This is a genomic window from Allobosea sp. NPDC055332, assembly GCF_053645455.1.
On the sequence record NZ_JBSHMO010000003.1, the window covers coordinates 1 to 25,057 of the forward strand.

25 protein-coding genes are annotated in these 25,057 nt (G+C 67.3%); 15 read left to right on the forward strand and 10 right to left on the reverse strand.

Annotated elements, in window-relative coordinates:
- Window positions 1-183: 183 nt before the first annotated feature.
- A complete protein-coding gene (locus ACWIGM_RS16340) occupies window positions 184-888 on the forward strand; it encodes a L,D-transpeptidase (protein WP_454027022.1) in 705 nt (234 codons plus the stop codon).
- 79 nt (window positions 889-967) lie between these two features.
- On the opposite strand, the gene ACWIGM_RS16345 is transcribed toward ACWIGM_RS16340, so the two are convergent.
- The 4 genes from ACWIGM_RS16345 to ACWIGM_RS16360 all read right to left on the reverse strand — a co-directional run bounded on the left by ACWIGM_RS16345 (window position 968) and on the right by ACWIGM_RS16360 (window position 6,906).
- The gene (locus ACWIGM_RS16345; protein ID WP_454027023.1) at window positions 968-1,768 is read right to left on the reverse strand and encodes an ATP-binding cassette domain-containing protein; all 801 of its coding nucleotides are present in this window, start codon (window positions 1,766-1,768) and stop codon (window positions 968-970) included.
- Window positions 1,761-3,758 carry a Fe(3+)-hydroxamate ABC transporter permease FhuB gene (gene fhuB, locus ACWIGM_RS16350; RefSeq protein WP_454027024.1) on the reverse strand — a complete coding sequence of 666 codons (1,998 nt, stop codon included), beginning with the start codon at window positions 3,756-3,758 and terminating at the stop codon, window positions 1,761-1,763. The genes ACWIGM_RS16345 and fhuB overlap by 8 nt, the downstream gene beginning before the upstream one ends.
- Window positions 3,751-4,638, reverse strand: coding sequence for an ABC transporter substrate-binding protein (locus tag ACWIGM_RS16355; RefSeq protein WP_454027025.1), 888 nt, complete (start codon window positions 4,636-4,638; stop codon window positions 3,751-3,753). The genes fhuB and ACWIGM_RS16355 overlap by 8 nt, the downstream gene beginning before the upstream one ends.
- A 69-nt stretch (window positions 4,639-4,707) precedes the next feature.
- Window positions 4,708-6,906, reverse strand: a complete 2,199-nt coding sequence (locus ACWIGM_RS16360) for a TonB-dependent siderophore receptor (protein WP_454027026.1) — start codon at window positions 6,904-6,906, stop codon at window positions 4,708-4,710.
- Window positions 6,907-7,152: 246 nt separating this feature from the next.
- On the opposite strand from ACWIGM_RS16360, the gene ACWIGM_RS16365 reads away from it, so the two are divergent.
- A complete protein-coding gene (locus tag ACWIGM_RS16365) occupies window positions 7,153-8,046 on the forward strand; it encodes a helix-turn-helix domain-containing protein (RefSeq protein WP_454027027.1) in 894 nt (297 codons plus the stop codon).
- A gap of 18 nt (window positions 8,047-8,064) precedes the next feature.
- Here ACWIGM_RS16365 and ACWIGM_RS16370 read toward each other — a convergent pair whose 3' ends face one another.
- From ACWIGM_RS16370 to cyoA, 5 genes are read right to left on the reverse strand one after another with little or no spacing between them, the layout of a single operon-like run.
- Window positions 8,065-8,811, reverse strand: coding sequence for an SURF1 family protein (locus ACWIGM_RS16370; RefSeq protein WP_454027028.1), 747 nt, complete (start codon window positions 8,809-8,811; stop codon window positions 8,065-8,067).
- Between the two features lie 10 nt (window positions 8,812-8,821).
- A complete protein-coding gene (cyoD, locus tag ACWIGM_RS16375) occupies window positions 8,822-9,199 on the reverse strand; it encodes a cytochrome o ubiquinol oxidase subunit IV (RefSeq protein ID WP_454027029.1) in 378 nt (125 codons plus the stop codon).
- Window positions 9,196-9,825, reverse strand: coding sequence for a cytochrome o ubiquinol oxidase subunit III (cyoC, locus tag ACWIGM_RS16380; protein ID WP_454027030.1), 630 nt, complete (start codon window positions 9,823-9,825; stop codon window positions 9,196-9,198). Before cyoC ends, cyoD begins: the two co-directional genes overlap by 4 nt.
- 9 nt (window positions 9,826-9,834) lie before the next feature.
- On the reverse strand, window positions 9,835-11,835 hold the full coding sequence (cyoB, locus tag ACWIGM_RS16385; protein WP_454027031.1) for a cytochrome o ubiquinol oxidase subunit I: 2,001 nt from the start codon (window positions 11,833-11,835) through the stop codon (window positions 9,835-9,837).
- Between the two features lie 25 nt (window positions 11,836-11,860).
- Window positions 11,861-12,883 carry a ubiquinol oxidase subunit II gene (gene cyoA, locus ACWIGM_RS16390; protein WP_454027032.1) on the reverse strand — a complete coding sequence of 341 codons (1,023 nt, stop codon included), beginning with the start codon at window positions 12,881-12,883 and terminating at the stop codon, window positions 11,861-11,863.
- Between the two features lie 245 nt (window positions 12,884-13,128).
- On the opposite strand from cyoA, the gene ACWIGM_RS16395 reads away from it, so the two are divergent.
- The 13 genes from ACWIGM_RS16395 (at window position 13,129) to argC (ending at window position 23,436) form a co-directional block, all read left to right on the forward strand.
- On the forward strand, window positions 13,129-14,454 hold the full coding sequence (locus ACWIGM_RS16395; protein WP_454027033.1) for an MFS transporter: 1,326 nt from the start codon (window positions 13,129-13,131) through the stop codon (window positions 14,452-14,454).
- Between the two features lie 210 nt (window positions 14,455-14,664).
- Window positions 14,665-14,913, forward strand: a complete 249-nt coding sequence (locus tag ACWIGM_RS16400) for a hypothetical protein (protein WP_092157061.1) — start codon at window positions 14,665-14,667, stop codon at window positions 14,911-14,913.
- A gap of 9 nt (window positions 14,914-14,922) precedes the next feature.
- Window positions 14,923-15,147 carry a hypothetical protein gene (locus ACWIGM_RS16405; RefSeq protein WP_454027034.1) on the forward strand — a complete coding sequence of 75 codons (225 nt, stop codon included), beginning with the start codon at window positions 14,923-14,925 and terminating at the stop codon, window positions 15,145-15,147.
- A gap of 218 nt (window positions 15,148-15,365) precedes the next feature.
- Window positions 15,366-15,572: a hypothetical protein gene (locus ACWIGM_RS16410; protein WP_454027035.1), complete on the forward strand. Its 207-nt coding sequence runs from the start codon at window positions 15,366-15,368 to the stop codon at window positions 15,570-15,572.
- 83 nt (window positions 15,573-15,655) lie between these two features.
- Entirely contained in the window at window positions 15,656-15,889 is a 234-nt protein-coding gene (locus ACWIGM_RS16415) for a hypothetical protein (RefSeq protein ID WP_454027036.1), read from the forward strand.
- An 88-nt stretch (window positions 15,890-15,977) separates the two neighbouring features.
- Window positions 15,978-16,481 carry a GNAT family N-acetyltransferase gene (locus ACWIGM_RS16420; RefSeq protein WP_454027037.1) on the forward strand — a complete coding sequence of 168 codons (504 nt, stop codon included), beginning with the start codon at window positions 15,978-15,980 and terminating at the stop codon, window positions 16,479-16,481.
- Window positions 16,482-16,726: 245 nt separating this feature from the next.
- Window positions 16,727-17,041: an NIPSNAP family protein gene (locus ACWIGM_RS16425; protein ID WP_057192325.1), complete on the forward strand. Its 315-nt coding sequence runs from the start codon at window positions 16,727-16,729 to the stop codon at window positions 17,039-17,041.
- Between the two features lie 19 nt (window positions 17,042-17,060).
- On the forward strand, window positions 17,061-18,923 hold the full coding sequence (locus ACWIGM_RS16430; protein ID WP_454027038.1) for a TRAP transporter large permease: 1,863 nt from the start codon (window positions 17,061-17,063) through the stop codon (window positions 18,921-18,923).
- A complete protein-coding gene (locus tag ACWIGM_RS16435; protein WP_454027039.1) occupies window positions 18,914-19,897 on the forward strand; it encodes a TRAP transporter substrate-binding protein in 984 nt (327 codons plus the stop codon). The genes ACWIGM_RS16430 and ACWIGM_RS16435 overlap by 10 nt, the downstream gene beginning before the upstream one ends.
- A 48-nt stretch (window positions 19,898-19,945) precedes the next feature.
- Window positions 19,946-20,701, forward strand: coding sequence for an SDR family oxidoreductase (locus tag ACWIGM_RS16440; protein ID WP_454027040.1), 756 nt, complete (start codon window positions 19,946-19,948; stop codon window positions 20,699-20,701).
- 111 nt (window positions 20,702-20,812) lie between these two features.
- The gene (locus ACWIGM_RS16445) at window positions 20,813-21,091 is read left to right on the forward strand and encodes a hypothetical protein (RefSeq protein ID WP_454027041.1); all 279 of its coding nucleotides are present in this window, start codon (window positions 20,813-20,815) and stop codon (window positions 21,089-21,091) included.
- Window positions 21,092-21,112: 21 nt separating this feature from the next.
- Window positions 21,113-22,069: an agmatinase gene (speB, locus tag ACWIGM_RS16450; protein WP_454027042.1), complete on the forward strand. Its 957-nt coding sequence runs from the start codon at window positions 21,113-21,115 to the stop codon at window positions 22,067-22,069.
- Window positions 22,070-22,503: 434 nt separating this feature from the next.
- Window positions 22,504-23,436, forward strand: coding sequence for an N-acetyl-gamma-glutamyl-phosphate reductase (gene argC / locus ACWIGM_RS16455; RefSeq protein ID WP_454027043.1), 933 nt, complete (start codon window positions 22,504-22,506; stop codon window positions 23,434-23,436).
- A gap of 438 nt (window positions 23,437-23,874) precedes the next feature.
- Here the strand turns inward: argC and ACWIGM_RS16460 are convergent, their stop codons facing one another.
- Window positions 23,875-24,723, reverse strand: a complete 849-nt coding sequence (locus tag ACWIGM_RS16460) for a fumarylacetoacetate hydrolase family protein (RefSeq protein ID WP_454027044.1) — start codon at window positions 24,721-24,723, stop codon at window positions 23,875-23,877.
- Window positions 24,724-25,057: the final 334 nt, after the last annotated feature.

Sequence of the window (25,057 nt, forward strand, 5' to 3'; positions counted from 1 at the left end):
GCAAGCCACCGCCCTCGGGCTGACCTACTCCGCGGCAATCGGCGAACGCTCCCGCGATCACGCTCTCAAGGGCAGGATCGAGATGAGGTTCTGAGGAGGGGACTTCAGTCGCAGCGGCGGCGTTCATCGGCTCGTAACCATCTAAGTCGATGCTTTTGCGAAAGCCTTGCCTGAGATGTGTCCATGCTGAACCGCCGTTCCTTTACCATATCTTCCCTCTCGCTCCTCGCCCCCGGCCTCGCCGGCTGCGGTGGCGGAAGCATCGTCGCGTTACCTGACATCGGCGCTCCGAGCGGGCGCAGTTCGACGCGCACCCTGGCGCGCCCGAACTATGCGCAGGTCTATGTGGAATATCCCGGCGAGCGCTTCCCGGTGCCGGCGATCGACTACCAGAGCATCGAGCCGCGCTATCTGCGCCAGACGGTCGAGTTCCGCGGCGCCGAGCCGCCGGGCTCCATCGTCGTCGATCCCGGCTCCTACCATCTCTATTTCGTCGAATCGCGCGGGGTCGCGACGCGCTATGGCGTCGGCGTCGGCCGCGAGGGCTTTGGCTGGACAGGCCAGGCCAAGATCAACATGAAGCGCGACTGGCCCGACTGGGTGCCGCCGCAGGAGATGATCGAGCGCGATCCGCAGATCCGGGCCCAGCTCGAGCCGACGCCGCGCGGCCTCGGCGTCCGCGGCGGGGCGAAGAGCCCGCTTGGCGCCCGCACCCTCTATCTCTTCGGTGAGGGGCGCGATCTCGGCTACCGTATCCACGGCACGACCGAGCCCTATACCGTCGGCACCAATGTCTCCTCGGGCTGTATCCGGATGATCAACCAGGACATCGTCCATCTCTATGCCCGCGTCGCGCTGGGAACGCCGGTCACCGTACTGCCCGTGTGACGATGGCGCGCCGGCTGTGGCGCGCAGGAGGCAGGGCTGCTCCGGCTGACCGGTCACGCGCGCTGAATCGCGAGTTCTGTCAGATGAAGGCGAGCGGCCGGCCGCCTTCCGGATGGGGCATCACGCCGACCTCGACACCGTAGACTCTCTGCAGGACGTCGGGGCGGACGATCTGCTCAGGCGTGCCGCGCGCGATGAGCCGGCCTGAATGCAGCGCGATGATCTCGTCGCAGAAGCGCGCGGCCATGTTGACGTCGTGCAGCACGACGACGATGCCGAGGCCCGCCTGGTGTGACAGCTGCCGAACCAGGCTCAGCACCTCGATCTGATGGGCGAGGTCGAGCGCAGCGATCGGCTCGTCGAGCAGGAGGCAGTCTGCGTCCTGCGCGACCAGCATAGCGAGCCAGGCACGCTGGCGCTCGCCGCCGGACAGGCTGTCGATCAGGCGATCGGCGAAGCGTTCGACATCGGTCAGCGCCATCGCCTCGGCAACCCTGTCGCGGTCACGCTGACCGAAGCGGCCGAGCGCGCCGTGCCAGGGATAGCGGCCGAGCGCGACCAGTTCCCGGACCAGCATGCCGGCGGCGGCGGGCGTCTGCTGCGGCAAATAGGCGACGCGCCGGGCGAAGGCGCGCTTCTGCCAGCTTTCGATCGGCCGGCCGGCAAAGTGCAGGCTGCCGCGCGAGGGACGCAGTTGCCGCGCCAGCAGCTTCAGCAGCGTCGACTTGCCGGAGCCGTTATGGCCGATGAGACCGGTCACTCGGCCGGCCGCCAGATCGAGCTTCAGCGGCTCGAGCAGGGCCCGGCCGGCGACGGAAAAACCGACGGCGTCGAGAGCAAAGAGCGGCTCGCCCGCATCCAGGGCGGTCTCGTCAGCCATGCCGGTTCCCCGTGCGGTTCAACAGCCAGATCAGGTAGGGCCCGCCGATCAGCGCCGCAAACAGCCCAGTCGGGACCTGATAGGGGAAGGCGACGAGGCGTGCGAGCCAGTCGGCCAGGATCATCACGCCGCAGCCGACCAGGATCGAGGCGACGAGCTGGTCGCGACCGCGCGCAAAGCCGGCGAGACGCGCCAGATGCGGCGCGATCAGCCCGATCAGGCTGAGCGGGCCGATCAGCAGCGAGGCAACCGCCGTCGCCAATGCCGAGACGGCAGCAAGGATGAGGCGACTGCGTTTGACGCCGAGGCCGAGGCTGCGGCTGGTCGCTTCGCCAAGCGGCATCAGGTCGAGCCAGCGCGTCGCCAGGAAGAGTGGCGCGAGCAGGACTAGGCAGCCGGCCAGGCCGATCCAGACCTCGATCTCGCCGACACGGTTGGTCGAGCCTGACAGCCAGGTCAGCAGCACATAGGCGCGCAGGTCGCCCTTGGCGAGCGCGGTCGAGACCAGCGCCATGCAGAGCGCGCCCATGGCGATGCCGGCGAGCAACAGACGCTGCGAGCCGATGCCGGGCCGGGCGGCCAGGCCCAGCATGACGATGAGCACGGCGAGCGAGCCACCAGCGATGCCGGCCAGCATCGAGAACGGGCTGAACGGCAATAATGCGAGCGCCAGCGTCAGTCCGACGCCGCCACCGGCGCTGACGCCCAGAACTTCCGGCCCGGCCAGCGGATTGGCGGTGAGACGCTGCATCAGGCACCCGGCGGCGCCGAGCAAGGCTCCGGCAGCACCGGCCGCGACGAGGCGTGGGCCGCGGAAGGGCAGCAGCTCGGTGAACAAGCGACCGGTCGCCAGTTCCCAGCCCTGGGGTCCGCGCCCGAGGACGAGGCCGAGCACGCTGACGATCGCGATCGTGGCGGCGAGGCCTGCCAGCGCCGGAAGCGCACGGCCGATGCGATGCGTCGGAGCCATGGCATCGACCGTCTGCGCCGGCGGGGCCGGTGGCACGCGGCGCATCAGCCAGAGCAGCAGCGGGCCGCCGAGCAGGGCGGTGGCAGCGCCGGTCGGGGCAAAATCGGTAAAGCCGGAGCCGAGCAGCTGGACGGCGCTGTCGGTGATCGAGAGCAGAAGCGCCCCGACAGCCGGCGCCGCCAGCAGGAGCTGGCGCGGCGTGCGCGCCCCGATCTCGCGCGCCAGTGCTGGGGCGGCAAGGCCGGCGAAACCGATGACGCCGACCTCGGCAGTGACGCTGGCCGCGAGCCAGATCGCGATGCCGAGCACGGCGATGCGGGTGGTGTGCAAGGCAAGGCCGAGGCTCCGCGCCGTGCCGTCGTCGAGGCTGAGCAAGGCTAGCGGGCGCAGCAGCAGCGCCGCGGCGAGCCAGCCGAGCAGCAGGCGCGGGCCGAGCGACAGGACGGCATCCCAGCTCTGCTGGCTGAGCGAGCCCGCCCCCCAGATGAAGAGCGAGAGCATATAGTCGCCCTTGGCCAGGATGACGGTCGCACTCAACGCCGCGGCGAGCAGCGCGACCACCATGCCGGAGAGCACCACCGTCAGCGGTTCGAGTCCGCGCCGCCAGCTCAGGCCGAGCACCAGCGCTACGGCGGCGATCGCGCCGGCAAGCGCGACGCTCTCGCGCGAAAAGGCGATCGCCGCCGGGGCGAAGGCGGTCGCAATCGTCAGCGCCAGTTGCGCGCCCGAGACGACGCCGAGCGTCGAGGCATCGGCGATGGGATTGCGCAGGACGCGCTGCAGCAGCAGGCCCGCCAGTCCGAGCGTGGCGCCGCAGATCAGCGCGGTGACGGAGCGCGGCACGAGGCTGTGCCAGAGCAGGATCGACCCCAGTGCGTGCGCGAGTTCGGCCGGAGCGACCAGCGGCGGGCGCGTCGTCACGACGGCGGCGAGGAGCGCCGCGGTCACGAGGATCGCGGCGAGCCAGATCGCGGACTGGCGGAGCCGTCGCGGGCGCAGGGGCAGTACGGCTTCAGCCACGAGCTCTCTCCGTCAGCAGCGCCTCGGTGAGGAGCCGCGCGAAGCGCCGCGCTGCCGGCAGGCCGCCATAGGGGTTGATCGAGGCGAGCTGCAGCAAACGCCCTGCGCGTATGCTCGGCAGGGCGTTCCAGAAGGTGCTGGCCGACAGCACTTCGAGTGCACCGGGCGGAATCGGCGGGATCAGGGCGATCCAGGCGTCCGGAATCCGCGCCAGCGCTTCGAGGCCGACCGGGGCCATGGCGGAATAGCTGGTATCGTCGGTCCAGGCATTGGCAAGGCCGAGCCGCTTCAGTACCTCGCCGAACATGCTGTCGGTGCCGAAGACGCGAAAATGCCTGGCATCGCCGAGATTGATCGGGATCACCGGCCGCGCCGCATGTGGCTTCAGCCGGTCACGCAGACTGGCGAACTCCGCTTCGGTCGCGGCGATATAGCGCTCGGCCTCGTCGCTCCTGCCGAGGCGGGCGCCGATGCTGCGCATCATCGCCGCGGCCGGCTCGTAAGGGGAGCGGCCCGGCGCATAGATCGAGAAGCGTTCGACCGGCGCGATCCGGCTGAGCCCGGGCTCCGAGCTGACATAGAAGCTCGACGAGTAGATCAGCTCCGGCCGGCAGAGCAGCAGGAGTTCGAAATTGACGGTGCCGCGCAAGCCGAGGTCGGTGACGGTGGCCGGGACCAGAGGCTCGATCGCGACCTCGCGGAACTGCAGCAATTCGGGTGCCGCGACCGGGGCGATGCCGAGCGCGAGCAGGGTCTCCAGCACCGACCAGTCGACGGTGGCGATGCGCAGGCCGGCGGCGTGAACCGCCGATGGCAGCGCTGCCGCCGCCAGCATGGCGAGTGCATCGCGCCGTCTCGGCAAGATCCTGCGGTCGGTCATGTCAGCCGGTCTATCACGGGCGAAGGCCGCGGCGGACCGCGGCCCCCAGGGCATTCGGGCAAGAGGGCTCTACCACCGATAATTGGCCGAGACGGTCACGGTGCGGGCGTCGCCATAGCCACATCCGGACTGGCCGTTGCAGCTCTTCACATAGACCTTGTCGAACAGGTTGGTGACGTTGAGCGCCATGCCCCAATTGCCGATCTGGTAGCGGATCGCGGCATCAACCACGGTCGCCGACGGCACTTTCAGCGAGTTCTCGGCATTGGCGTAGGAGCTGCCGACATAGCGGACGCCGGCGCCGAGCCCGAGGCCTTTGAAGGCGCCCTCCGGCACGGTGTAGTCGAGCCAGGCCGAGGCGGTGACCTCGGGCACGACGACCGGCGTCTTGCCGACCAGCAGCGGGCGCGTGTCCTTGGTCGTCTTCAGGTCGAAGGCGGTGAACGAGGCGAGCAGCTTCAGGTCCTTGGTGATGTTGGCCTTGGCCTCGAACTCGAAGCCGCGCGAGGTGACCTCGCCGAGTTGCTGCTGCGCGAACGGGTTGAGGGCGGTCGGAGCCGGGTTCAGCACGTTCTGCTTGGTGATGTGGAAGACCGAAGCCGTCAGCAGCGCGTCCATGAAGCCCGGCTTGTACTTCACGCCGGCTTCGAACTGCTGGCCTTCCTCCGGACGGAAGGGCTGGCCGGGTCCACCGAGCAGGTTGGGCACGGCGTCGAAGACGGGGGTGAAGAAGGTCGCGGCGCTGACATAGGGGGTCAGCCCGTTGGCGAACTCGTAGCCGAGGCCGGCGCGGCCGCTCCAGGACGCCTCCTTCTTGTCATAGGTCGGCGAGAACAGCAGGCCGGCAGGGCTGACCGATTTCTTGTCGACATAGTCGTAGCGGCCGTTCAGCGTCAGCAGCCAGCCGCCGCCGAAGCGGATCTGGTCCTGGGCGTAGAAGCCGATCTGGTGATGCTTCAGGTCCTGGTTGAGATAGACGCCGGCCGGGCCCTGCTGCGCGCCATAGACCGGGTTGGTGACGCTGATCGTGGTCGCGCCGCCCGAGGCCTGGGTGTGGTCGATGTTGAAATACTTGTAGTCGATCCCGAAGAGCAGCGAATGCTCGAGCGGCCCGGTGACGACCTTGCCGTCGACACGGTTGTCGACCGTGAAGGTCCGGACCCGCGTCCGCTCCTGGAAGCCGATGCGATAGAGCTGGTAGTCGGGTCCGACCGGCTGCAGCCGGTCGCCGAAGGGCGCGTCCGCGCCGGCATAGCCGAAGCCGTATGGGCCGAGCTGCGAGCCCTTCATCACGCCGTAGCGCAGGTTCTGCGTGAAGGTCCAGTTGTTGGCGAACTGGTGCTGGAACTCGTAGCCGAGCAGGGTCTGGGTGCGCTCCTGATCGTCGATCGAGGGCTCGCCATAGAAGGCGCCGCGCCGGATCTTGCCGAAGGGCGCATTCACCACCGTGCCGACATAGGGCAGGAAGCCGTCGCCGACACGGGTCTGGTCGAGCGCGGCGTACATGCCATAGGCGGTGAAGCGGGTCGCGCCATTGGGCTGGTAGCTGATCTGCGGCATGAGCACGCCGCGGAAATCCTTGGAATAGTCGGTGTACTGGTCGCCGCCGGAGAGCTTGCCGGTCAGGCGCGTGCTCCAGATGCCCTGCTTGTCGCTGACGCCGATATCGAGGCCGAGATAGGCGTTGCCCCAATTGTTGATGCCGGCCTCGACATAGCCGAAGTTCTTGCCGTTCGGGCGCTTGCTGACGAGGTTGACGATGCCGCCGGGCGTCGAACCGCCATAGAGCACCGAGGCTGGCCCCTTCAGCACCTCGACCCGCTCGAGCAGGAAGGGGTCGATCTGGAAGCCGCCGAAGCCATAGGCATAGAGCTGCAGACCATCCATGAAGACGCCGGTCTGCGTCGCCTGGAAGCCGCGGATGAAGATCCAGTCGGTATCGGGATCCGGCCCGAAGGTCTGGGCGGCGACGCCGGCGGTGTAGCGCAGTGCTTCGTCGACCTTGAGCGCCTTGCGATCGTCGATCTCGTCGCGACCGAGCACCGAGACGGCCTGCGGGATCGCGGTGATCGACGTGTTCGCCTTCGAGCCGGTCGCCGAGCGCGTCGCGACATAGCCGTTCACCGGCCCGGTCGTCGTGCCGCCATCGCCCTCGACCGTGATCGTGTCGAGCTGCACCGTGCCGGTTGGCTGCCCCTGCGCCAGAGCAGCGCCGGCACAGAGCACAGCGAGCGAGGCAGTCGACCCAAGAATAAATCCAGTCTTCATCTTCAGCGTGTAGCACATTTGCAATTCAAGCCCCAGCAAATGCCGCCATTTCAGAACTGATCAAATTTAGAATCGTTCAAAGGCGGGGTTCAGCTTTCCGTTGGGCAATATCAGCAACACGCAGGGCGGGATTGATCGTTCCTGTCATGCATTGAACGATCTTGGGCGCGCGTCTACAATTGTCTTGACCACGTTGCATTTTGATCACGCGCCGCAAGGCGATTGTCGCCGCCTCGGAGGCTAGACATGGGTTTCCAGCCGCGCATGCGTTCGGTCCGCGAAGGCATCAGCGTCATCGGCGCGCTGAAATACCGGGTCTGGAACGGCGTCGTCGCCGATCTCTGGCAGGCCGAGTGCCAGGCCGGCGCCAGCGGCGAATACGTCTCCGAGCATCCGCGCCTGTTCGTGGTGCTCGACAAGGTCGGCGGCAATTTCGAGACCCGGCTCAATCGCAACGAGCCCGGCATTTCGAGCAGCGCCCGCGCCAACGCGATCAGTTTCATGCCGGCCGGCGTGCCGGTCTGGGGCCGCACGCAGCAGCGCATGCGCATCCGCCATCTCGATCTGCACTTCGATGCGGCCACGGTCAGTGAGCGGCTGGGGGAGGCGTTGTCACCGGAGCGGCTGGCGCAGCCGCGCATCGCCTTCTCGAACCCCCGTATCCTGACGCTGTCGCGCCTGATCGCCGATGAATGCGCAGAGCCGGATGCCCGCCACGACCTCTACGGCGACGGGCTCGTGCTCGCCGTGCTGATCGATCTGTTCGGCGTGCGGGCCAATGCGCCGCGCCGGCGCGCGCCGCTGAGCGGCTGGCAGCTCGAGGCGGTGACCGACTACATCAGCGAGCATGCGGCCGGCACGATCCGGCTGCAGGACCTCGCCGAACTCGTCGGCATGTCGCAATCGCATTTCAGCCACGCCTTCAAGGCCTCGACCGGCCTGCCGCCGCATCAATGGCAGCTCAAGGCCCGCATCGAGCGCGGCCAGCGCCTGCTCGCGGCGGGCGACCGCCCCCTGACCGAGATCGCGGCCGATGCCGGCTTTTCCGACCAGGCGCATTTCACCCGAGTCTTCCGCCGCATGGTCGGCGAGACGCCGGCTGTCTGGCGTCGCGGTGCGGCAGCAGGGCGCCAAAGCTGACCCGGCGCGGCGCTGGCGTCAGGCCGATGCCTGCTCTTCCGGTCTTTTCCTGAACAAATACGCGACGGCTCCGGCGCTCATCAGCGCGAGGCAGAACCAGGTCAGCGCGTAGACCAGATGGGTGTTGCGGAACGCGACCTGGGTCATGCCGCCCAGCGGCAGCGGGCCTGGCTCAGTCGCCGCGTCGGCATCGACGAAATAGGGCGCGACCGGGCCGAGCTCCCGTGCCTGTGCGATCGCTGCCACGTCGCGTGAATACCAGCGGCCGGCAGCCGGGTCGTTGGCGCGCAGGAAGCCGCCATCCGGCTCGCTCAGCCGCAATAGCCCGACCACCTTCGCGTCCTCGCCGGCAACCTTGCGCCTTTCCTCCGCTGTGCGCCTTGCCTCCGGCACGAAGCCGCGGTTGACGATGACCGTGAAGCCCTCGTTCGTGCGGAACGGTGCCAGCACCCATAAGCCCGGGCCGCGCTCCGTCACTGCCATGGTCAGCGTCTCCGGGGTATCGAGATAGCGTCCTTGCAGGACGACGCGGCGGTATTCATCGGCCGCGACGGTGAGCCCGTTCCATTCCGCCGGCCTTGGCGCAGCGACCGGCGCAACGGCGAGACGCGCCTCGACGCGGGCGATCAGATCGAGCTTCCAGCTCAGCCGCTGGAGCTGCCAGATGCCGAGGCCGGTGAAGACCAGCGTGGCGAGGCAAAGCCCGGCGACGAAGACAGTCCGCGCAACGCCACTGTGTCCCGCGCCCTCGGCGTCTGCTGGCACAGGCCCGGCCTCACATCTTGTGCAGGTCTGGCATCATGTTGGTGTTGAGGTGGTACATCACCCAGAGCGAGCCCGAGAGCGCGATCGCCACGATGATGATCGTGAAGATCAGCGCCAGCATCGTCCAGCCACCCTCCGAGCGGCCGTTCATGTGCAGGAAATAGACCATGTGGACGACGATCTGCACGGCGGCGAAGAGCATGATCACGATCGCCGTCAGCGTCGAATTGCCCAGCACGTCGTTCATGACGAGCCAGAACGGGATCGCGGTCAGGACGACGGAGAGCAGGAAGCCGGTGATATAGCCGCGCAGGCTGCCATGCGGCACATGGTCGGCGCCGTGCCCGTCATCATGGCCACCCTGGGCCTCGGCCTGGTTCTGGCTCATTTCAGCACGCCCATCAGGTAGACGAAGGTGAAGACGCCGATCCAGACGACGTCGAGGAAGTGCCAGAACATCGAGAGGCACAGGAGCCGGCGCCGGTTCGCCTCGATCAGCCCGTGCCGCGAGACCTGCGTCATCAGCACGACCATCCAGATCAGGCCGAAGGTGACGTGCAGCCCGTGGGTGCCGACCAGCGTGAAGAAGGAGGACAGGAAGGCGCTGCGCATCGGCGTCGCGCCTTCGTGGATCAGGTGGGCGAACTCGTAGAGCTCGATCCCGAGGAAGGCGAGGCCGAACAGGCCGGTCACCACCAGCCAGCCCTGCACAGCCGCCTGCCGGCCCTTGTCCATCGCCAGCATGGCGAAGCCATAGGTGATCGAGGAGAACAGCAGCATGGCGGTATTGACCGCCACCAGCTTCAGGTCGAACAGGTCGGCGCCGGAGGGGCCCGCCGCATAATTTCGCCCGAGCACGCCATAGGTCGCGAAGAGGACTGCGAAGACCAGGCAGTCGCTCATCAGATAGAGCCAGAAGCCGAGCATGGTCGAGCCGCCGGAGTGCGCGTGCTCCTCCCCGGTGACGTAGAACGCCGGAGCTCCGTCCGCGGTCTGCGCTGTCGCCTTAGCCATCATCACCCCTCAGGCCCGCCCCAGAAGCTGGGTGCGCGCGTCTTCCGCCTGCACGACCTCGTCGGCCGGAATATGGAAGTCGCGATCGTAGTTGAAGGTATGGATGATCACGGCCGCGAGCACGCCGACGAAGGAGAGCGCCGCCAGCCACCAGATGTACCAGATCAACGCGAAGCCGCAGATCGTCGCGAGGCCTGCGATGATCACGCCGGCGCCGGTGTTCCTCGGCATATGGATCGGCCGGAAGCCCGCGAGCGGGCGGCTATAGCCGCGCTTCTTCATGTCGGCCCAGGCATCGAGATCGTGCACGATCGGCGAGAAGGCGAAGTTGTAGGCCGGCGGCGGCGAGGAGGTCGACCACTCCAGCGTGCGCCCGCCCCAGGGATCGCCGGTTACGTCGCGCAACTGCTCGCGGCGCAGGATGCTGACGCCGATCTGGATCAGGAAGCAGGCGATGCCGAGCGCGATCAGCACCGCGCCGACCGCCGCGATCACGAACCAGATCTGCAGGGAAGGGTCCTCGAAGCGGCTGAGACGGCGCGTCACGCCCATCAGGCCGAGGATGTAGAGCGGCATGAAGGCGACGTAGAAGCCGACCACCCAGAACCAGAAGGAGAGGTGGCCCCAGAACGTGTCGAGCTTGAAGCCGAAGGCCTTGGGGAACCAGTAGGCGATGCCGGCGAAGACGCCGAAGACCACGCCGCCGATGATGACGTTGTGGAAATGGGCGATCAGGAACAGGCTGTTGTGCAGCACGAAATCGGCCGGCGGCACCGCGAGCATCACACCGGTCATGCCGCCGATGACGAAGGTGATCATGAAGGCGAGGAGCCACATCATCGGCAGCTCGAAGCGGATGCGGCCGCGATACATCGTGAACAGCCAGTTGAAGATCTTCGCCCCGGTCGGGATCGAGATGATCATCGTCGTGATGCCGAAGAAGGAGTTCACGCTGGCGCCCGAGCCCATCGTGAAGAAGTGGTGCAGCCAGACCAGGTAGGACAGGATGGTGATGACCACCGTCGCATAGACCATCGAGGCGTAGCCGAAGAGGCGCTTGCCGCAGAAGGTCGAGGCAACTTCGGAATAGACGCCGAAGAGCGGCAGGATCAGGATGTAGACCTCCGGGTGGCCCCAGATCCAGATCAGGTTCACGTACATCATCGGGTTGCCGCCGAGATCGTTCGTGAAGAAGTTGGTCCCGACATAGCGGTCGAGCGTCAGCAGCGCGAGCGTCGCCGCCAGGATCGGGAAGGTCGCGACGATCAGGACGTTGGTGCACAGCGAGGTCCAGGTGAAGATCGGCATCTTCATCAGGTCCATGCCGGGCGCGCGCATCTTGACGATGGTCGCGATCAGGTTGACGCCCGACAGGGTCGTGCCGATGCCCGCGATCTGCAGACCCCAGAGATAATAGTCCATGCCCACCCCGGGCGAGTAGGCGGCCCCCGAGAGCGGTGGATAGGCGAGCCAGCCGACCTTGGCGAACTCGCCGATGAAGAGCGAGGCCATGATCAGCACGGCGCCGCCGACGGTCATCCAGAAGCTGAAATTGTTGAGGAATGGGAAGGCGACGTCGCGCGCGCCGATCTGCAGCGGCACGACATAGTTCATCAGCCCGGTGACGAAGGGCATCGCCACGAAGAAGATCATGATCACGCCATGGGCGGTGAAGATCTGGTCGTAATGATGCGGCGGCAGATAGCCCTCGTTGCCGGCGAAGGCGATCGCCTGCTGGCCGCGCATCATCAGCGCGTCGGCGAAGCCGCGCAGCAGCATGATCACGCCGAGGATCATGTACATGACCCCGATCTTCTTGTGGTCCACGCTGGTGAACCAGTCGTGCCAGAGATAGCCCCAGAGCCTGTACTTCGTGATCAGCGCGACGACCGCGAGCCCGCCGAGCACGACCACCGCGAAGGTCACGACCAGGATCGGCTCGTGATAGGGGAACGATTCGAGGGTGAGGCGTCCGAAGAGGAGCTTCCACCAGTCGGGATAGGAGGTCATCGGTCCCTCGGCTCGCGGGTGCGGCTCAGTTGACGGCGCGGGCGGTGACGCCCGCGGCGCCGTAGACATCGGTCGGCGTGCAGATCGCCATCACGAAAGGACGCGGCGGCAGCGGCTGCCCGCCGCGGCGCACGCTCTTGTCGTATTCGAGCGCCGTGACGGTATGAATGCCCTCCTTGCCGCCGCCGCCCTTGGCGTCCATCGCCATCATGTCGCGTGTGCACATCTTGGCGCGGTCGACGCACATGTTGAGGATGGCGGTGAAGAGGTCGGACGGGATGTCGCGGAAATAGCGCACGGGTTCGCGCTCGCTCGGCCGCTCCAGCACGAGGTATTCGTCGCGCCCGAGCGTGCTGCCGCCCCGGATCGCGCCCTGCACCCACTCGCCGAAGGCTTTGTCGTCGACCCCGCGGAAGCGGAAGCGCATGTCGGAGAAGCCGGCGCCGCTGTAATTGGCCGAGAAGCCCTCGAACTCGCCGGGATGGTTGATCACGGCGTTGAGCTTGGTCTGCATGCCGGGCATGGCGTAGATCTGGCCGGCGAGCGCTGGAATGAACAGCGAGTTCATCACCGCGGAGGAGGTGATGCGGAACTCGATCGGCTGGTCGACCGGCGCCACCACTTCGTTGAGCGAGGCGATGCCCTGCGCCGGGTAGAGGAAGAGCCATTTCCAGTCGAGCGCCACGACCTGGATGACCATGGGCTGCTTCCTGACCGCGGTACTGCCCGCTCTCGCCTCGACCACCGGCTTGCCGGCGCTGATGCGGTTGAGCGGCCGATATGGATCGAGCAGATGCGTGCCCATCCAGGTCATCGCGCCGAGGACGACGATGATCAGCAGCGGCACCGACCAGATCACCACCTCGAGCGGCAGCGAATGGTTCCACTCCGGATGATAGGTCGCCTTGGCCGAGGCGCGGTAGCGCCAGGCGAAGAAGATCGTCAGCGCCATCACCGGGATGATGACGAGCAGCATCAGCGCGACGGAGGCGAGCATGAGGTTGCGTTGCTGCATCGCAACATCGCCGGAGGGCGCAAGCAGCACCATCTGGCACCCGCCGAGCAGGGCGAAGAGCGGTAAAACCGTTAAAAGTCGAAAGATCCGCAAGAGACTTAAGACCTCCCTGTTCGGGGAACAGCCGTTGTCTATGTCCATTCTTTCGCACCGCACATAAGACAATCTGTCTCATTGCGGCAGTTTGACGGGTCGCTTCTATCCACCGTATCCATTTGCACGAGGTGCGGGCAAGCCCGGTCGGTCCGGCACGTCCGCCAGCTTAGGAGTTCGCGGTCATGAGCGCTGACGCGGCGAGCCATTCTCCAGGGCATCTGACGGACGAGCACGGGCGCGACCACGTCACCCCCGCCGACATCGCGCTCGGCGTCATCATCGGGCGGACGTCGGAGTATTTCGACTTCTTCGTCTTCGGCCTCGGCTGCGTGCTGGTCTTCCCCGAGCTGGTCTTCCCCTTCGTCGACCGGCTCACCGGCACGCTCTACAGCTTCGGCATCTTCGCGCTCGCCTTCGTGACGCGTCCGCTCGGCTCGGTGCTGTTCTTCGCGATCGACCGCAATTACGGCCGAGCGACCAAGCTCACCGCCGCGCTCTTCCTGCTCGGCGGCTCGACCGCGGCCATCGCCTTCCTGCCGGGCTATCAGACGATCGGCATCTGGTCCTGCGTCATCCTAGCCGCCTTCCGCCTGCTGCAGGGCATCGCGCTTGGCGGCGCCTGGGACGGCCTGTCCTCGCTGCTCGCGCTCAACGCCCCCGCCAACCGGCGCGGCTGGTACGCCATGCTGCCGCAGCTCGGCGCCCCCTTCGGCTTCATCCTCGCCGCCGGGCTCTTCGCCTATTTCGAGGGCGCGCTCTCGAAGGAGGACTTCCTCGGCTGGGGCTGGCGCTATCCGTTCTTCGTCGCGCTGACGATCAATGTCGTGGCGCTGTTCGCCCGCCTGCGCATGGTCGCGACCCACGAATTCGCCCAGCTGATGGAAACGCGCGAGCTGATGCCGGTGCCGATGTCCGAGCTCATCCGCGCCCATGGCCGCACGATCATCCTCGGCGCCTTCGTGCCGCTGGCGAGCTTCGCGCTCTTCCATCTCGTCACGATCTTCCCGGTCAGCTGGATCAATCTCTTCACCAATCGCTCGGTCTCCGAATTCCTGCTGGTACAGGCGGCCGGTGCCGTGGTCGGCGCCGGTGCGATCGTCACCTCCGGCCTGATTGCCGACCAGATCGGGCGCCGCAACACGCTGCTGCTTTCCGGCGGAATGATCGCGCTCTTTAGCCTGTCGAGCGTCGTCGCGCCGCTGCTCTTCGGCGACAGCCTGGCCGGGCAGACGATCTATGTGGTCATCGGCTTCGGACTGCTCGGGCTGTCCTACGGCCAGACCGCCGGTGCGGTCGCGAACAGCTTCGGCCCGCAATACCGCTACACCGGCGCGGCGCTGACCTCCGACCTCGCCTGGCTGCTCGGCGCGGGCTTTGCTCCGCTGGTGGCGTTAACGGTGTCGAGCACCTTCGGCCTCGCCTGGGTCGGCATCTACCTGCTCTCCGGCGCGCTCTGCACGCTGGCGGCGCTGACGATCGATCGGCGGCTGGAAGCACGCTACGACTGAGGATATCGCGATACGTTCGCGGCCCTCTTTCTCGGAACGGCTGCCGAGCCTTGCAGGATTTCCACGATCTGCCGGAGTCCCGGGGCGAGCATTCCGACACGGCATGCTCGCTATGGACGATCACGCCTGACATGCGAAAGTCCAACTGACCGCCGCAAGGGCCCGCGAGCGGTGCTGGACATATTTCCGCCGCAAGACAGGAGAACTGCCATGCTCAAGATAGCCATCGCCGCAGCAGGGTTCGCTGCTCTCAGCCTCGCGGCGGCTCCGGCCTTCGCCCAGGGCAAGAAGGGCAAGGATGAATTCCTCGGGGTCGATCTCGACACCGGCCGGACCTATTACGACGGTCGCAACGACGGCAAATACTGCCTCTACAAGACCGTGCGGGTGTTCAACCGCTATACCGGCTACTACGAGCACCGGCGCGTGCGCCGCTGTGGCCGCGGCCTCTACATGTGAGAGGCTGATATGACCCGTACTGCGAAGTTCATCGTCGCCCTCGGCCTTGCGTCCGCGGCAGCGGCCTGCGGTCCGACCGTCGTCGCCGATCCCAATGGCCGCCTCATCAACACCGGGCTGGTGCAGGAGGGCGACTGCCTGACCCGCACCGTCATGGTCTATGACCGCGAGCTCGGCTATGAGCGCGCGGTGGAGCAGCGCTTCTGCGGCGGGCGCGCCCGTATCGCGCGCTGATCATACGCTATGGTCCTTGCGCAGGCCTCGCCACGGCTGTGGCGAGGCCTGCGCCTTTGCAAAGCATGTTACGCAAAAGTGGGCACCACTGTTGCGATCGGAACATGCTCAGCTTTTGATTCTGCGCGAATTCTTTTCGTTCGATCGTCTGCGATCGAACGGAAAGCGCGCTAGGCTGTGATGATTGAATCGCTCGGACCGTTCCGGAGACACGTCGCATGCCCAAGCTCTGCAAGTTCACGTCGCCCAGCGACGGCAAGCCCGTCTACGTCAATCCCGATCAGGTCAGCGTCGTCTACACCTTCAAGGGCCAGCCGCCCGACACCATCATCGGCTTCCGCAAGGACTTCCAGCTCGGCGTGAAGGAAAGCCTGGAAGAGACTGTCAGGATTCTCGAAAGCGCAGCCGAGGATACCGTGCGCTGACGACCTGAGCCGGCGCAGCTGTCTCCCCATCCCCGCCGGATTGTCGCCGCAAAGCAGCCATGCGCCGCTTTCATCCTCGCGCCATGAGGATCATCGCCGCATCTGCTCTCACCCTGGCGCTCAGTGCTTGCGCGAGCACGCCGGACCCGATCGTCCAGGACCGTTCGCGCTGCGACGCCTATGGCTTCCAGCGCGGCACCGACGCCTACGCCAACTGCGTGATGACGCAGGATCGCGACCGCGAGCGCCGCTATGACCGCCAGGCCGGGCAGCGGCCCTCCCGTCCCGAGCGACCTTACAGTTCCGAAGAGGAATAGCCGCGGGTCTCCGGCCGAGCTCGGACCTCGTCCGTTCGGGACCTCCGCTCCTGCCCGATTCCGGTCGCGCCACCTGTCAGTCGGGCACATGATCCACGCTTCCCAGCTCGTGACGGCGCGTCTCGCCGTGCGCCCCTTCGTGATTGCCGACGGGCCCTTGCTCGTCGCGCTCTTCGCCGATCCGGACGTGCATCGCTTCGTCGACGACGGGCAGCCGCTCGCGCCGGATGTCGCGGCGCTCTGGATTGAGCGCTCGGCGGCCAATCTCGAACGTTTCGGCTATGGCACCGGCGCCGTGGTCGAGCGCGCCAGCGGCGAGCTGATCGGCTGGGCCGGCTTCGCCCGGCCGGGCGATGGCACGGAAGAAGTGATCTATGGCCTCCGCCGCGCCAGCTGGGGCAGGGGGCTGGGCAGGGAATTGCTCGCCGGCCTCGTCGCTTTCGCTGGGGAGCGCGGCATCGCGCCGGTCAGGGCGACGGTCGACCCGGCCAACGGCGCCTCGGTGCACCTGCTGCGGCGGGCCGGATTTGCGCTCGCCGCGCAGGGCTATCGCGGCGAGGCCGGGAGCGATCTCTATCTGCGCGGCGGCTGAGCCTTCGGTCGGCAAAAAACAAGATGCTGTTCTTCCGGGCCGGGATCGCAGCTCATTCTTCTCCGCTAGGCTGTTTGCGCGCGCTGCTCCTGTCGTGGAGGGCTGGCCGCCGGCCGATGACGACCTCCGTCATGCAGCGATCGCAGCCAGGGCCGGAGTCATGCCGGTTGGGCTTTGGCGCGAAGACGGCTATCTGATCGCTCGGCCGCTGCCCGGCTTAGCCGTTCTGCCATGAAGGGGGCACGATGATCCTCGACGAGCGCACCTACGCCATCAAGCCCGCGCATGTGCGCGACTATCTCGATCTCTACGTCGCCGAGGGGATGGAGCTGCAGATCTCCCATCTCGGCCATCTGATCGGCTGGTTCACCACCGATACGGGGGTGGTCAACGAGGTCGTGCATATGTGGCGCTTCGAGGATGCCGGCGATCGCGAGCGCCGGCGCGCTGCGATGGAGGCCGATCCGCGCTGGCAGGTCTTCCGCGCCAAGGCGGCTCCCTACGTGCTCGAGATGCGCAGCCGGATCCTGCGGCCGACGCATTTCTCGCCACTGCGCTGATGTGGTGCAGGGCGCTGCTGTGACCGCTGCGCCGACTCGACCATCCGCTGGGCCGCTGGGTGGATGCGGGCTCGCCGCGCTCGTGGCTTGCCTCGAATGGCTGGGTGCGGCGATCCTCGCTGTGCTCTTCCTCGTGGTGATGGCGGCGGTCACCCGTCGCTACCTGTTCGGCGACGGCCTCGTCTGGTCGGACGAGCTCGCCATCTGGCTCAATGTCGCGCTGGTCGCGGTCGGCGCACCGCTCGCGGCGACGAGCGCGCTCGCCATGCGGCTCGATGTCGTCGTCAACCTGCTGCCTGCGCCAGGCCGGCGCATTGCCGCTGTCCTGGCCGAGGCGATCGCCGTCCATGGCGCGCTGGTGCTGGCGCTCGGCGGCGCCAGCGTCGCGGCGCTGGTCGGCGGTACTTCGACCGTACTCGGCCTGCCGGAGAGCCTGCGCTTCGCGATCTTCGCCATCGGCGGCGGGCTGACGCTCGTCCTTGTGCTCTGGCGGGCGGCGCTGGCGCAATCCTGGCCGGCGGCGCTCGCCGCGCTGCTGCTCGGGACGGGTCTCTATGTGCTCGCAAACAGCGCGTCAGGCCTCTTCGTCGGAACGCCGAGCCTCATCGCCGGGCTGGCCGCGGGGGCAGGACTCCTGCTCGGCGCGCCTCTGCCTTTCGCACTCATCGCCGGCGTTTCACTCTCGGGCGCCTTCGGCGGCCTGCTGCCCGAGCCGGCCATCGTCCAGAACACGGTGGCGGGCGTCTCGAAATTCTTGCTGCTGGCGATCCCGTTCTTCCTGCTCGCCGGCGAACTTTTGACTGCCGGCGGTCTCGCCGAGCGGTTGGTGCGCTTCGCTGCGGCGCTGGTCGGGCATTTCCGGGCCGGGCTGGCGCAGACGGCGCTGGTCGCGAGCGTGCTGTTCTCCGGTGCCTCAGGTTCCTCGGTTGCCAACGCCGCCTTCGGCGCCAAGGTGATGGCCCCGGCGCTGGTCGCGCGCGGCTATCCGCCAGCCAATGCGGCGGCGATCGTCGCCGGCGTCTCGATGCTCGACAACATCATCCCGCCCTCGATCGCCTTCCTGATCCTGGCGGCCGCGACCAATCTCTCGGTCGGGTCGCTGCTGGTCGGCGGCTTCGTCGCGGGTGCGGTGCTGACGATGGCGCTCGCCATCGGCATCCATCTCAGCGTGCGCAGCGTCGTCGATTCCGCCCCCCGTGCCAGCGGTGCGGAGCGGGCGCGGTCCTTCGTTGGCGCACTCCCGGCGATCGGGCTTGGCATCGTCGTCGTGGTCGGCATCCGCTTCGGGGTGGTCACGGTGACGGAAGCCTCGGCGCTCGCGGTTGCCTACGCTGTCGTCGCCTGCCTGCTGCTGCGCAGCCTGAACGGCGGCACCGCGCTGGCCTCCTTGCGCAAGGCGGCGGGGGAGGCCGCGGCGGTCGGGCTGCTGATCGGCGCTTCCGCGCCCTTCGCCTTCCTGCTCGCGGTCGACCGTGTCTCCGAGCAGATGGCCGGGTTGGTGACGGCGCTGGGCGGCGGGCCGCTCGCGGTGATGCTGCTCTCCAACCTCGTCCTGCTGGTCGCGGGCCTCTTCCTCGATATCGGCGCGGCGATCCTCCTGCTGGCGCCGCTGCTGCTGCCAGCCGCCATCGCCGCCGGCCTCGACCCGATCCAGTTCGGCGTCGTGCTGGTGGTCAACCTGATGATCCACGGGCTGACGCCGCCGCTCGGCATCCTCGTCTATGTCGTCAGCGGCATCATGCGATTGTCGCCGGCCGCGGTCTTCCGCGCGGTGCTGCCCCTGCTGGCGAGCCTTCTCGTCGCGCTCTTCATCCTCTGCCTTGCGGTGGCGGCCTGGCCGTCGCTACCTGTTGCCTTCAAGGAGTTGTTCCGATGGCTTTGACCCGCCGCGCCTTCGCTGCCGCCTCGATCGCGGCACCAGCCATCCTGTCGGGCCGCGCCTTCGCCGCAGGCCGGCCGGTCACGGTCGCCTCGCTGCTCGGCGAGGACAAGCCGGAAACCCGGATCTGGCGCCGCGTCACCGAGAAGCTGTCGCAGACTGCTCCCGGCCGCTTCGACCTGCGCGTCGTGCCCAATGCCGCGCTCGGCGGCGAGAAGGAGGTGGCCGAGGGTCTGCGGCTCGGCTCGGTCCAGGCCTCGCTGTTCACGATCTCGGCGCTGTCGTCCTGGGTGCCGGACGGGCAGATCCTCGATCTGCCGTTCCTGTTCCGGGACCGCGGGCATCTGAAGCGCGTTCTGGCCGGCCCGCTCGGCGAGGAGCTGAAGCGCAAATACGAGGCGCAGGGCTTCGTCGTGCTCGGATTCATCAATTACGGCGCCCGTCATCTCCTCGCCAAGGAGCCGCTGACCACGCCGGCCAGCGTCAAGGGCAAGCGCATCCGCGTCATCCAGAGCCCGCTGCACACCGAGCTCTGGTCCGGCTTTGGCGCCTACCCGACGCCGATCCCGATCCCGGAGACCTACAACGCGCTGAAGACTGGCGTCGTCGACTGCATGGACCTGACCAAGTCCGCCTATGTCGGCTTCAAGCTGCACGAGGTCGTGCCCTATCTGATCGAGACCGGCCATATCTGGGCCTCCGGTGTGGTGGCGGTCTCGGCCAGCTTCTGGAAGGGCCTTTCGCCTGAGGACAAGGCAGCCTTCGCGGCCGCAGCTGCGGAAGGCGCGGGCTATTTCGACGATCTCATTATCGCCGACGAGGATGCCTCGATGGCCAAGGCGAAGGCCGAGGGCGGCAAGGTCGTGCAGCCGGAGGACCGCCCCGGCTGGGAAGCCGGCGCGCGCAAGGTCTGGGCCTCCTTCGCGCCGAAGCTGGGCGGGCTCGAGAAGATCGAGGCGATCGCCAGCAGCGCCTGAGTCCGGCCGCCATCCATTCCGAATTGATGTCATAGGAAAGCCGTCCGCATGTCCGACCGTCCCGTCCTCCTCGTCACCGGCGGCAGCCGCGGCATCGGCGCCGCGATCTGCCGTTTCGCCGCCGAGCGCGGCTATGACGTCGCCGTCAATTACCAGGGCAATGCGCAGGCGGCGGCCGATGTCGTCGCGTCCTGCGGGCGGGCAGGGGCGAGGGCGGTCGCGATCCAGGGCGACATGGCGAGCCCCGCCGATATCGCCCGCGTCTTCGCGCAGGCCAAGGCGGCGCTCGGGCCGCTGACCGCGGTGGTCAACAATGCCGCCATCACCGGCAAGAGCAGCCCGCTCGCCAAATCGGACCCGCAGGTCATCCGCGCCTGCATCGATCTCAACGTCACCGGCGCGATCCTGGTGGCGCGCGAGGCAGCCCAGACCCTGCTCGCCAATGAGGGCGCGAAGAACCGCGCCATCGTCAACATCTCCTCGATCGCCGCCGGGCTCGGCTCGCCCAACGAATACGTCTGGTACGCGGCCTCGAAGGCCGCGGTCGATTCCATGACCATTGGCCTCGCGATCGAGCTCGCGCCCGCCGGCATCCGCGTCAACGCGGTCGCGCCGGGCATGACGCAGACCGATATCCACGCGCTCTCGACCGGCGATGCCGGCCGCGTCGACCGGATCGCGCCGACGATCCCGCTGAAGCGCGTCGCCGAACCGGAGGAGATCGCCGAAGCCGTGCTGTTCGCGCTCTCCGAGGCCGCGTCCTACATGGTCGGCTCGATCATCCGGGTCGGTGGTGGGCGATAGCCCGCTCCGGGGCTCAAACGACAGAATCGGCTGCGAGAACAGCCGCGGACGGCTGGAGCCGCGGCCCGGGCGTGCTAAATCGGCTGCCGCCCTGTTCAACCGGAAGCCGCCATGCGCGTCCTGCTCGTCCTGATCGCCTTCGGCATGGTCGCAGTGCCGGCCCTGCTGGCGCTGGCGCGCAGCGACCTGCTGCGCGGCAAGCGCATCGTCAACGCGTTGATCGTCTTCCTGGCGCCGGCCTTCGCGCTCGGCCTGATCCACGGCGTGCCGGAGCTCGACGGCAGGGCGCTGCAATACCCGGTCGCCTGGACGACGCTGCGGCTCGTCCTGACCGGGCTCGCCCTGATCCTGCCCTGGTGCCTCTATGTCTGGCTCAACGGCCGGCGCTGACTTTCCGACGGATTTTTCGACATGACCGAACCCACGCAGAACCCGCCGATCGACCACGCCTTCACCGGCGACCGCAAGGGCCCGGCCCACGACCCGACCTATGCCGGCGCGCTCTCCTTCATGCGCCGCCGCTACAGCAAGGACGTCACTGGCTGCGATGCCGTGGTCTGGGGCGTGCCCTTCGACCTTGCCGTCTCGAACCGGCCTGGCACCCGCTTCGGGCCGCAGGCGATGCGCCGCGTCAGCGCGATCTTCGATGGCGATGCGCAATACCCCTCGCGCATCGACCCGTTCGAGACGCTCGCAGTGGTCGACTATGGCGATTGCCTCTTGCCGCGCAGCGACTTGCAGGGCTGCGCCCGGGCGATCGAGAGCGAGGCGGCTGCGATCATCGCCAGCGGCGCCCAGCTCGTCACCCTCGGCGGCGACCATTTCATCACGCTGCCGCTGCTGCGTGCGCATGTCGCCCGCCATGGCAAGCTCGCCATCGTCCAGTTCGACGCGCATCAGGACACCTGGGATGACGGCGTCGGCGCGATCAGCCACGGCACCTTCGTGCTCGAGGCGGTGCGCGAGGGACTGATCGACACCGAGCGCTCGATCCAGGTCGGCATCCGCACCGTCGCGCCGCGCGATTGCGGGATCATGGTGATCGATGCCTATCAGGCCCATGCGCTCGGCGTCGATGGCATCGCGGCGCGGATCAAGGAGCGTGTCGGGCAGGGACCGGCCTATCTCACCTTCGACATCGACGCGCTCGATCCCGCCTTCGCGCCGGGTACCGGAACCCCGGTTTCCGGCGGCTTCTCCTCGGCCGAGGCGCTGCGGATGGTCTGGGCGATCCGCGAGCTCGATTTCCGCGGCATTGACATCGTCGAGGTCTCGCCGCCTTACGATCATGCCGACGCGACCGCGATCGCCGGTGCGGCAGTGGCGCAGCATTATCTGCAGGCGCTGGCGCTGAAGAAGGCGGGTTGAATCGCGATGGCAGCTTCGGCTGCCAGGTGATTCTGAACGCTGCGGCATCCACCGCCGTCATGCTCGCCCTTGTGGCGAGCATCCACGTTTTGGACACCGCGCTCCATCCGCGAAGCAAACACGTGGATGGTCGGGACAAGCCCGACCATGACGCAGAGGGCGTGCCGACGATTAGGTACAGCTCATTGACAGCCGCCCCTGCCCGGAACATATACGCCCCATGACCGTGAACCCGACCCGACGTCGCACCGAACAGGCCGCCCCGGCGCGCCCGCGATGACGCTCGGCTTCTAGTCCGAACGCCCGCGACCGCGCCTGGAGCGCGGTTTTTTTATGCCCGTCGCAAAAGTGAAGTCCGGTTTTGCGACAAGGGCGAATTCCAAAGCCAGCCAACCAGTTCCGCCCGCTTCCACCAGACGCCTTGCGAGGGTCCGATGAGCCAGAACCTGAAATCCATCTTCATCGACGGCGAAGCCGGCACCACTGGGCTCGGTATCCGCGAGCGTCTCGCCGATGTGCCGGAGGTCGTGGTCAAGAGCATCGATCCCGACAAGCGCAAGGATCCTGCCGCCCGCAAGGACATGATGGCCCGCGTCGATCTCGTCGTGCTCTGTCTGCCTGACGATGCCGCCAAGGAATCCGTGGCGCTCGCGGACGAACTCGGCAGCAACGCGCCCAAGATCGTCGATGCCTCGACCGCGCATCGCGTCGCGCCGGACTGGACCTATGGCTTCGCCGAGCTCGAGCGGGGCTTCGCCCAGAAGGTCGCCAACGCCAACCGCGTCGCCAATCCCGGCTGCTATCCGACCGGCGGCATCGCGCTGCTGCGCCCGCTCGTCGATGCCGGGCTGCTGCCGGCGGACTATCCCATCACCGTTAATGCGGTCTCCGGCTATTCCGGCGGCGGCAAGAGCATGATCGAGGCCTATGAGGCCGGCACCGCGCCCGATTTCGAGCTCTATGGTCTCGGCCTCAAGCACAAGCATTTGCCCGAGCTGCAGGTCTATTCGCGGCTGGAGCGGCGGCCGATCTTCGTGCCCTCGGTCGGTAATTTCCGGCAGGGCATGCTGGTCTCGATTCCGCTGCACCTCGACACGCTGCCCGGTAAGCCCAAGCCCGCCGATCTCGAAACGGCGCTGGCCGAGCGCTATGCCGGCTCGACCTTTGTCAGCGTCCTGCCGGCGGAGGCTGGCGGCAAGCTTGAGCCGGAGGCGCTGAACGATACCAACAAGCTCGAGCTGCGCGTCTACGGCAACGCCGATCTTGGCCAGGCCGTGCTCGTCGCCCGGCTCGACAATCTCGGCAAGGGCGCGTCCGGCGCCGCCGTCCAGAACATCCGGCTGATGCTCGGCCTGCCGGAATGTTGACAGCCGTTCACATCCTGCCTCCTCAGCCGCATCGACGCCCGTAGGCGGCAATGAAACAGCGGCTGCACCCCCCAAATGGGGGATGCAGCCGGCTGTGCTCGCGCTCATAGCTGAGTTCAGCGGCTAGAGCGGGGGCGATTCGATGCCGGGATTCGATACGTTGGGCGTGCGTCTGGCGCGCAGCCGGCGCAGATTGGAACGCGAGCGTGCAGCTGCCGCCGTGACCGAGCGATCGGCGGAGCAGGGGCTGGGGGGCTCCGACCAAGGCGAGCTGGGAAGCCAGCTCGCAATACCCGGCATGCGGACAACCATGTCGGCGCAGGTGATCGCGTTTCCGAGCCCGAACGGGCGTATCCGAGACTGAGGCAGCCTTGTCAGGTCAAGGCGGTCGGCGCTGCCGGGGTTGAGGTCGAACGATCCCCGGCAGCGCATTTTGAATCAGGCGGCGTAAGGCTTGAAGAGCTGCTTTTGCGTCCCCAGGCCCTCGATGCCGAGCGCCACGGTCTCGCCACCCTTGAGGAAGCGCGGCGGCTTGAAGCCGAGGCCGACACCGGGCGGCGTGCCGGTGGTGATGACATCACCCGGATCCAGCCGCATGAACTGGCTGATATAGTGGACGAGATAGGCGGCGCCGAAGATCATCGTCTTGGTCGAGCCGTTCTGGACGCGCTCGCCATCGACCTCGAGCCACATCGCCAGGTTCTGCACGTCGGCGATCTCGTCCGGCGTCACCAGCCAGGGGCCGAGCGGGCCGAAGGTCGGGCAGCCCTTGCCCTTGGCCCATTGCCCGCCGCGCTCGGTCTGGAATTCGCGCTCGGAGACGTCGTTGCAGACGCAGAAGCCGGCGATCGCCGCCATTGCGTCCTTCTCGGCGATATAGGAGCCGCCATCGCCGATCACGATGGCGAGCTCGACCTCCCAGTCGGTCTTCTTCGAGTTCTTCGGGATGATCACGTCGTCATTGGGGCCGACGATGCAGTTCGGCGCCTTGTTGAACAGGATCGGCTCGGCCGGGATCGCGGCGCCGGTCTCGGCGGCATGGTCGGCGAAGTTGAGCCCGACGGCGATGAAGTTGCGGACGTCGCCGACACAGGCGCCGATCCGCGCCGAACCATCGACCAGCGGCAGTGATTCGGGAGAGAGCGCCTTCAGCTTGGCGAGCGAGGCCGACTTCAAGGCGGCCCCGGCGATGTCGGAGACATGGGCCGAAAGATCGCGGAGCTTGCCGGCGGCGTCGACGAGGCCGGGCTTCTCCTGGCCGAATGCGCCGTAACGAACCAATTTCACGTCGTTTCCCCCTTTTCAATCGTTTCAAACAGGTGCGTGAACAAGGACCTGAGGTCGCGGCGATCCTGTGCGGAGTGCCGTTCTGATGCAAGCCCGCCAGGACGCATGCCATGCCTGCGGGCATGCCGGGAGTTGTGGCGCTTGTGCAACGGTCCCCGCTAAACAGCGTTGTCGGCTCGAGCCGGTGGAAAAGCCTATGTTGCGACGCACAATGGCAAAATCCACGATAGTTCGCATGTAAACCATCTTTTCCGCGCCAGCTTCCGGGCAAGACGCGCGAAACGCGCCGTTTTTGCGCGTTTTTGGCGATGCTGCTGCCGGCAACTCGCCTAGC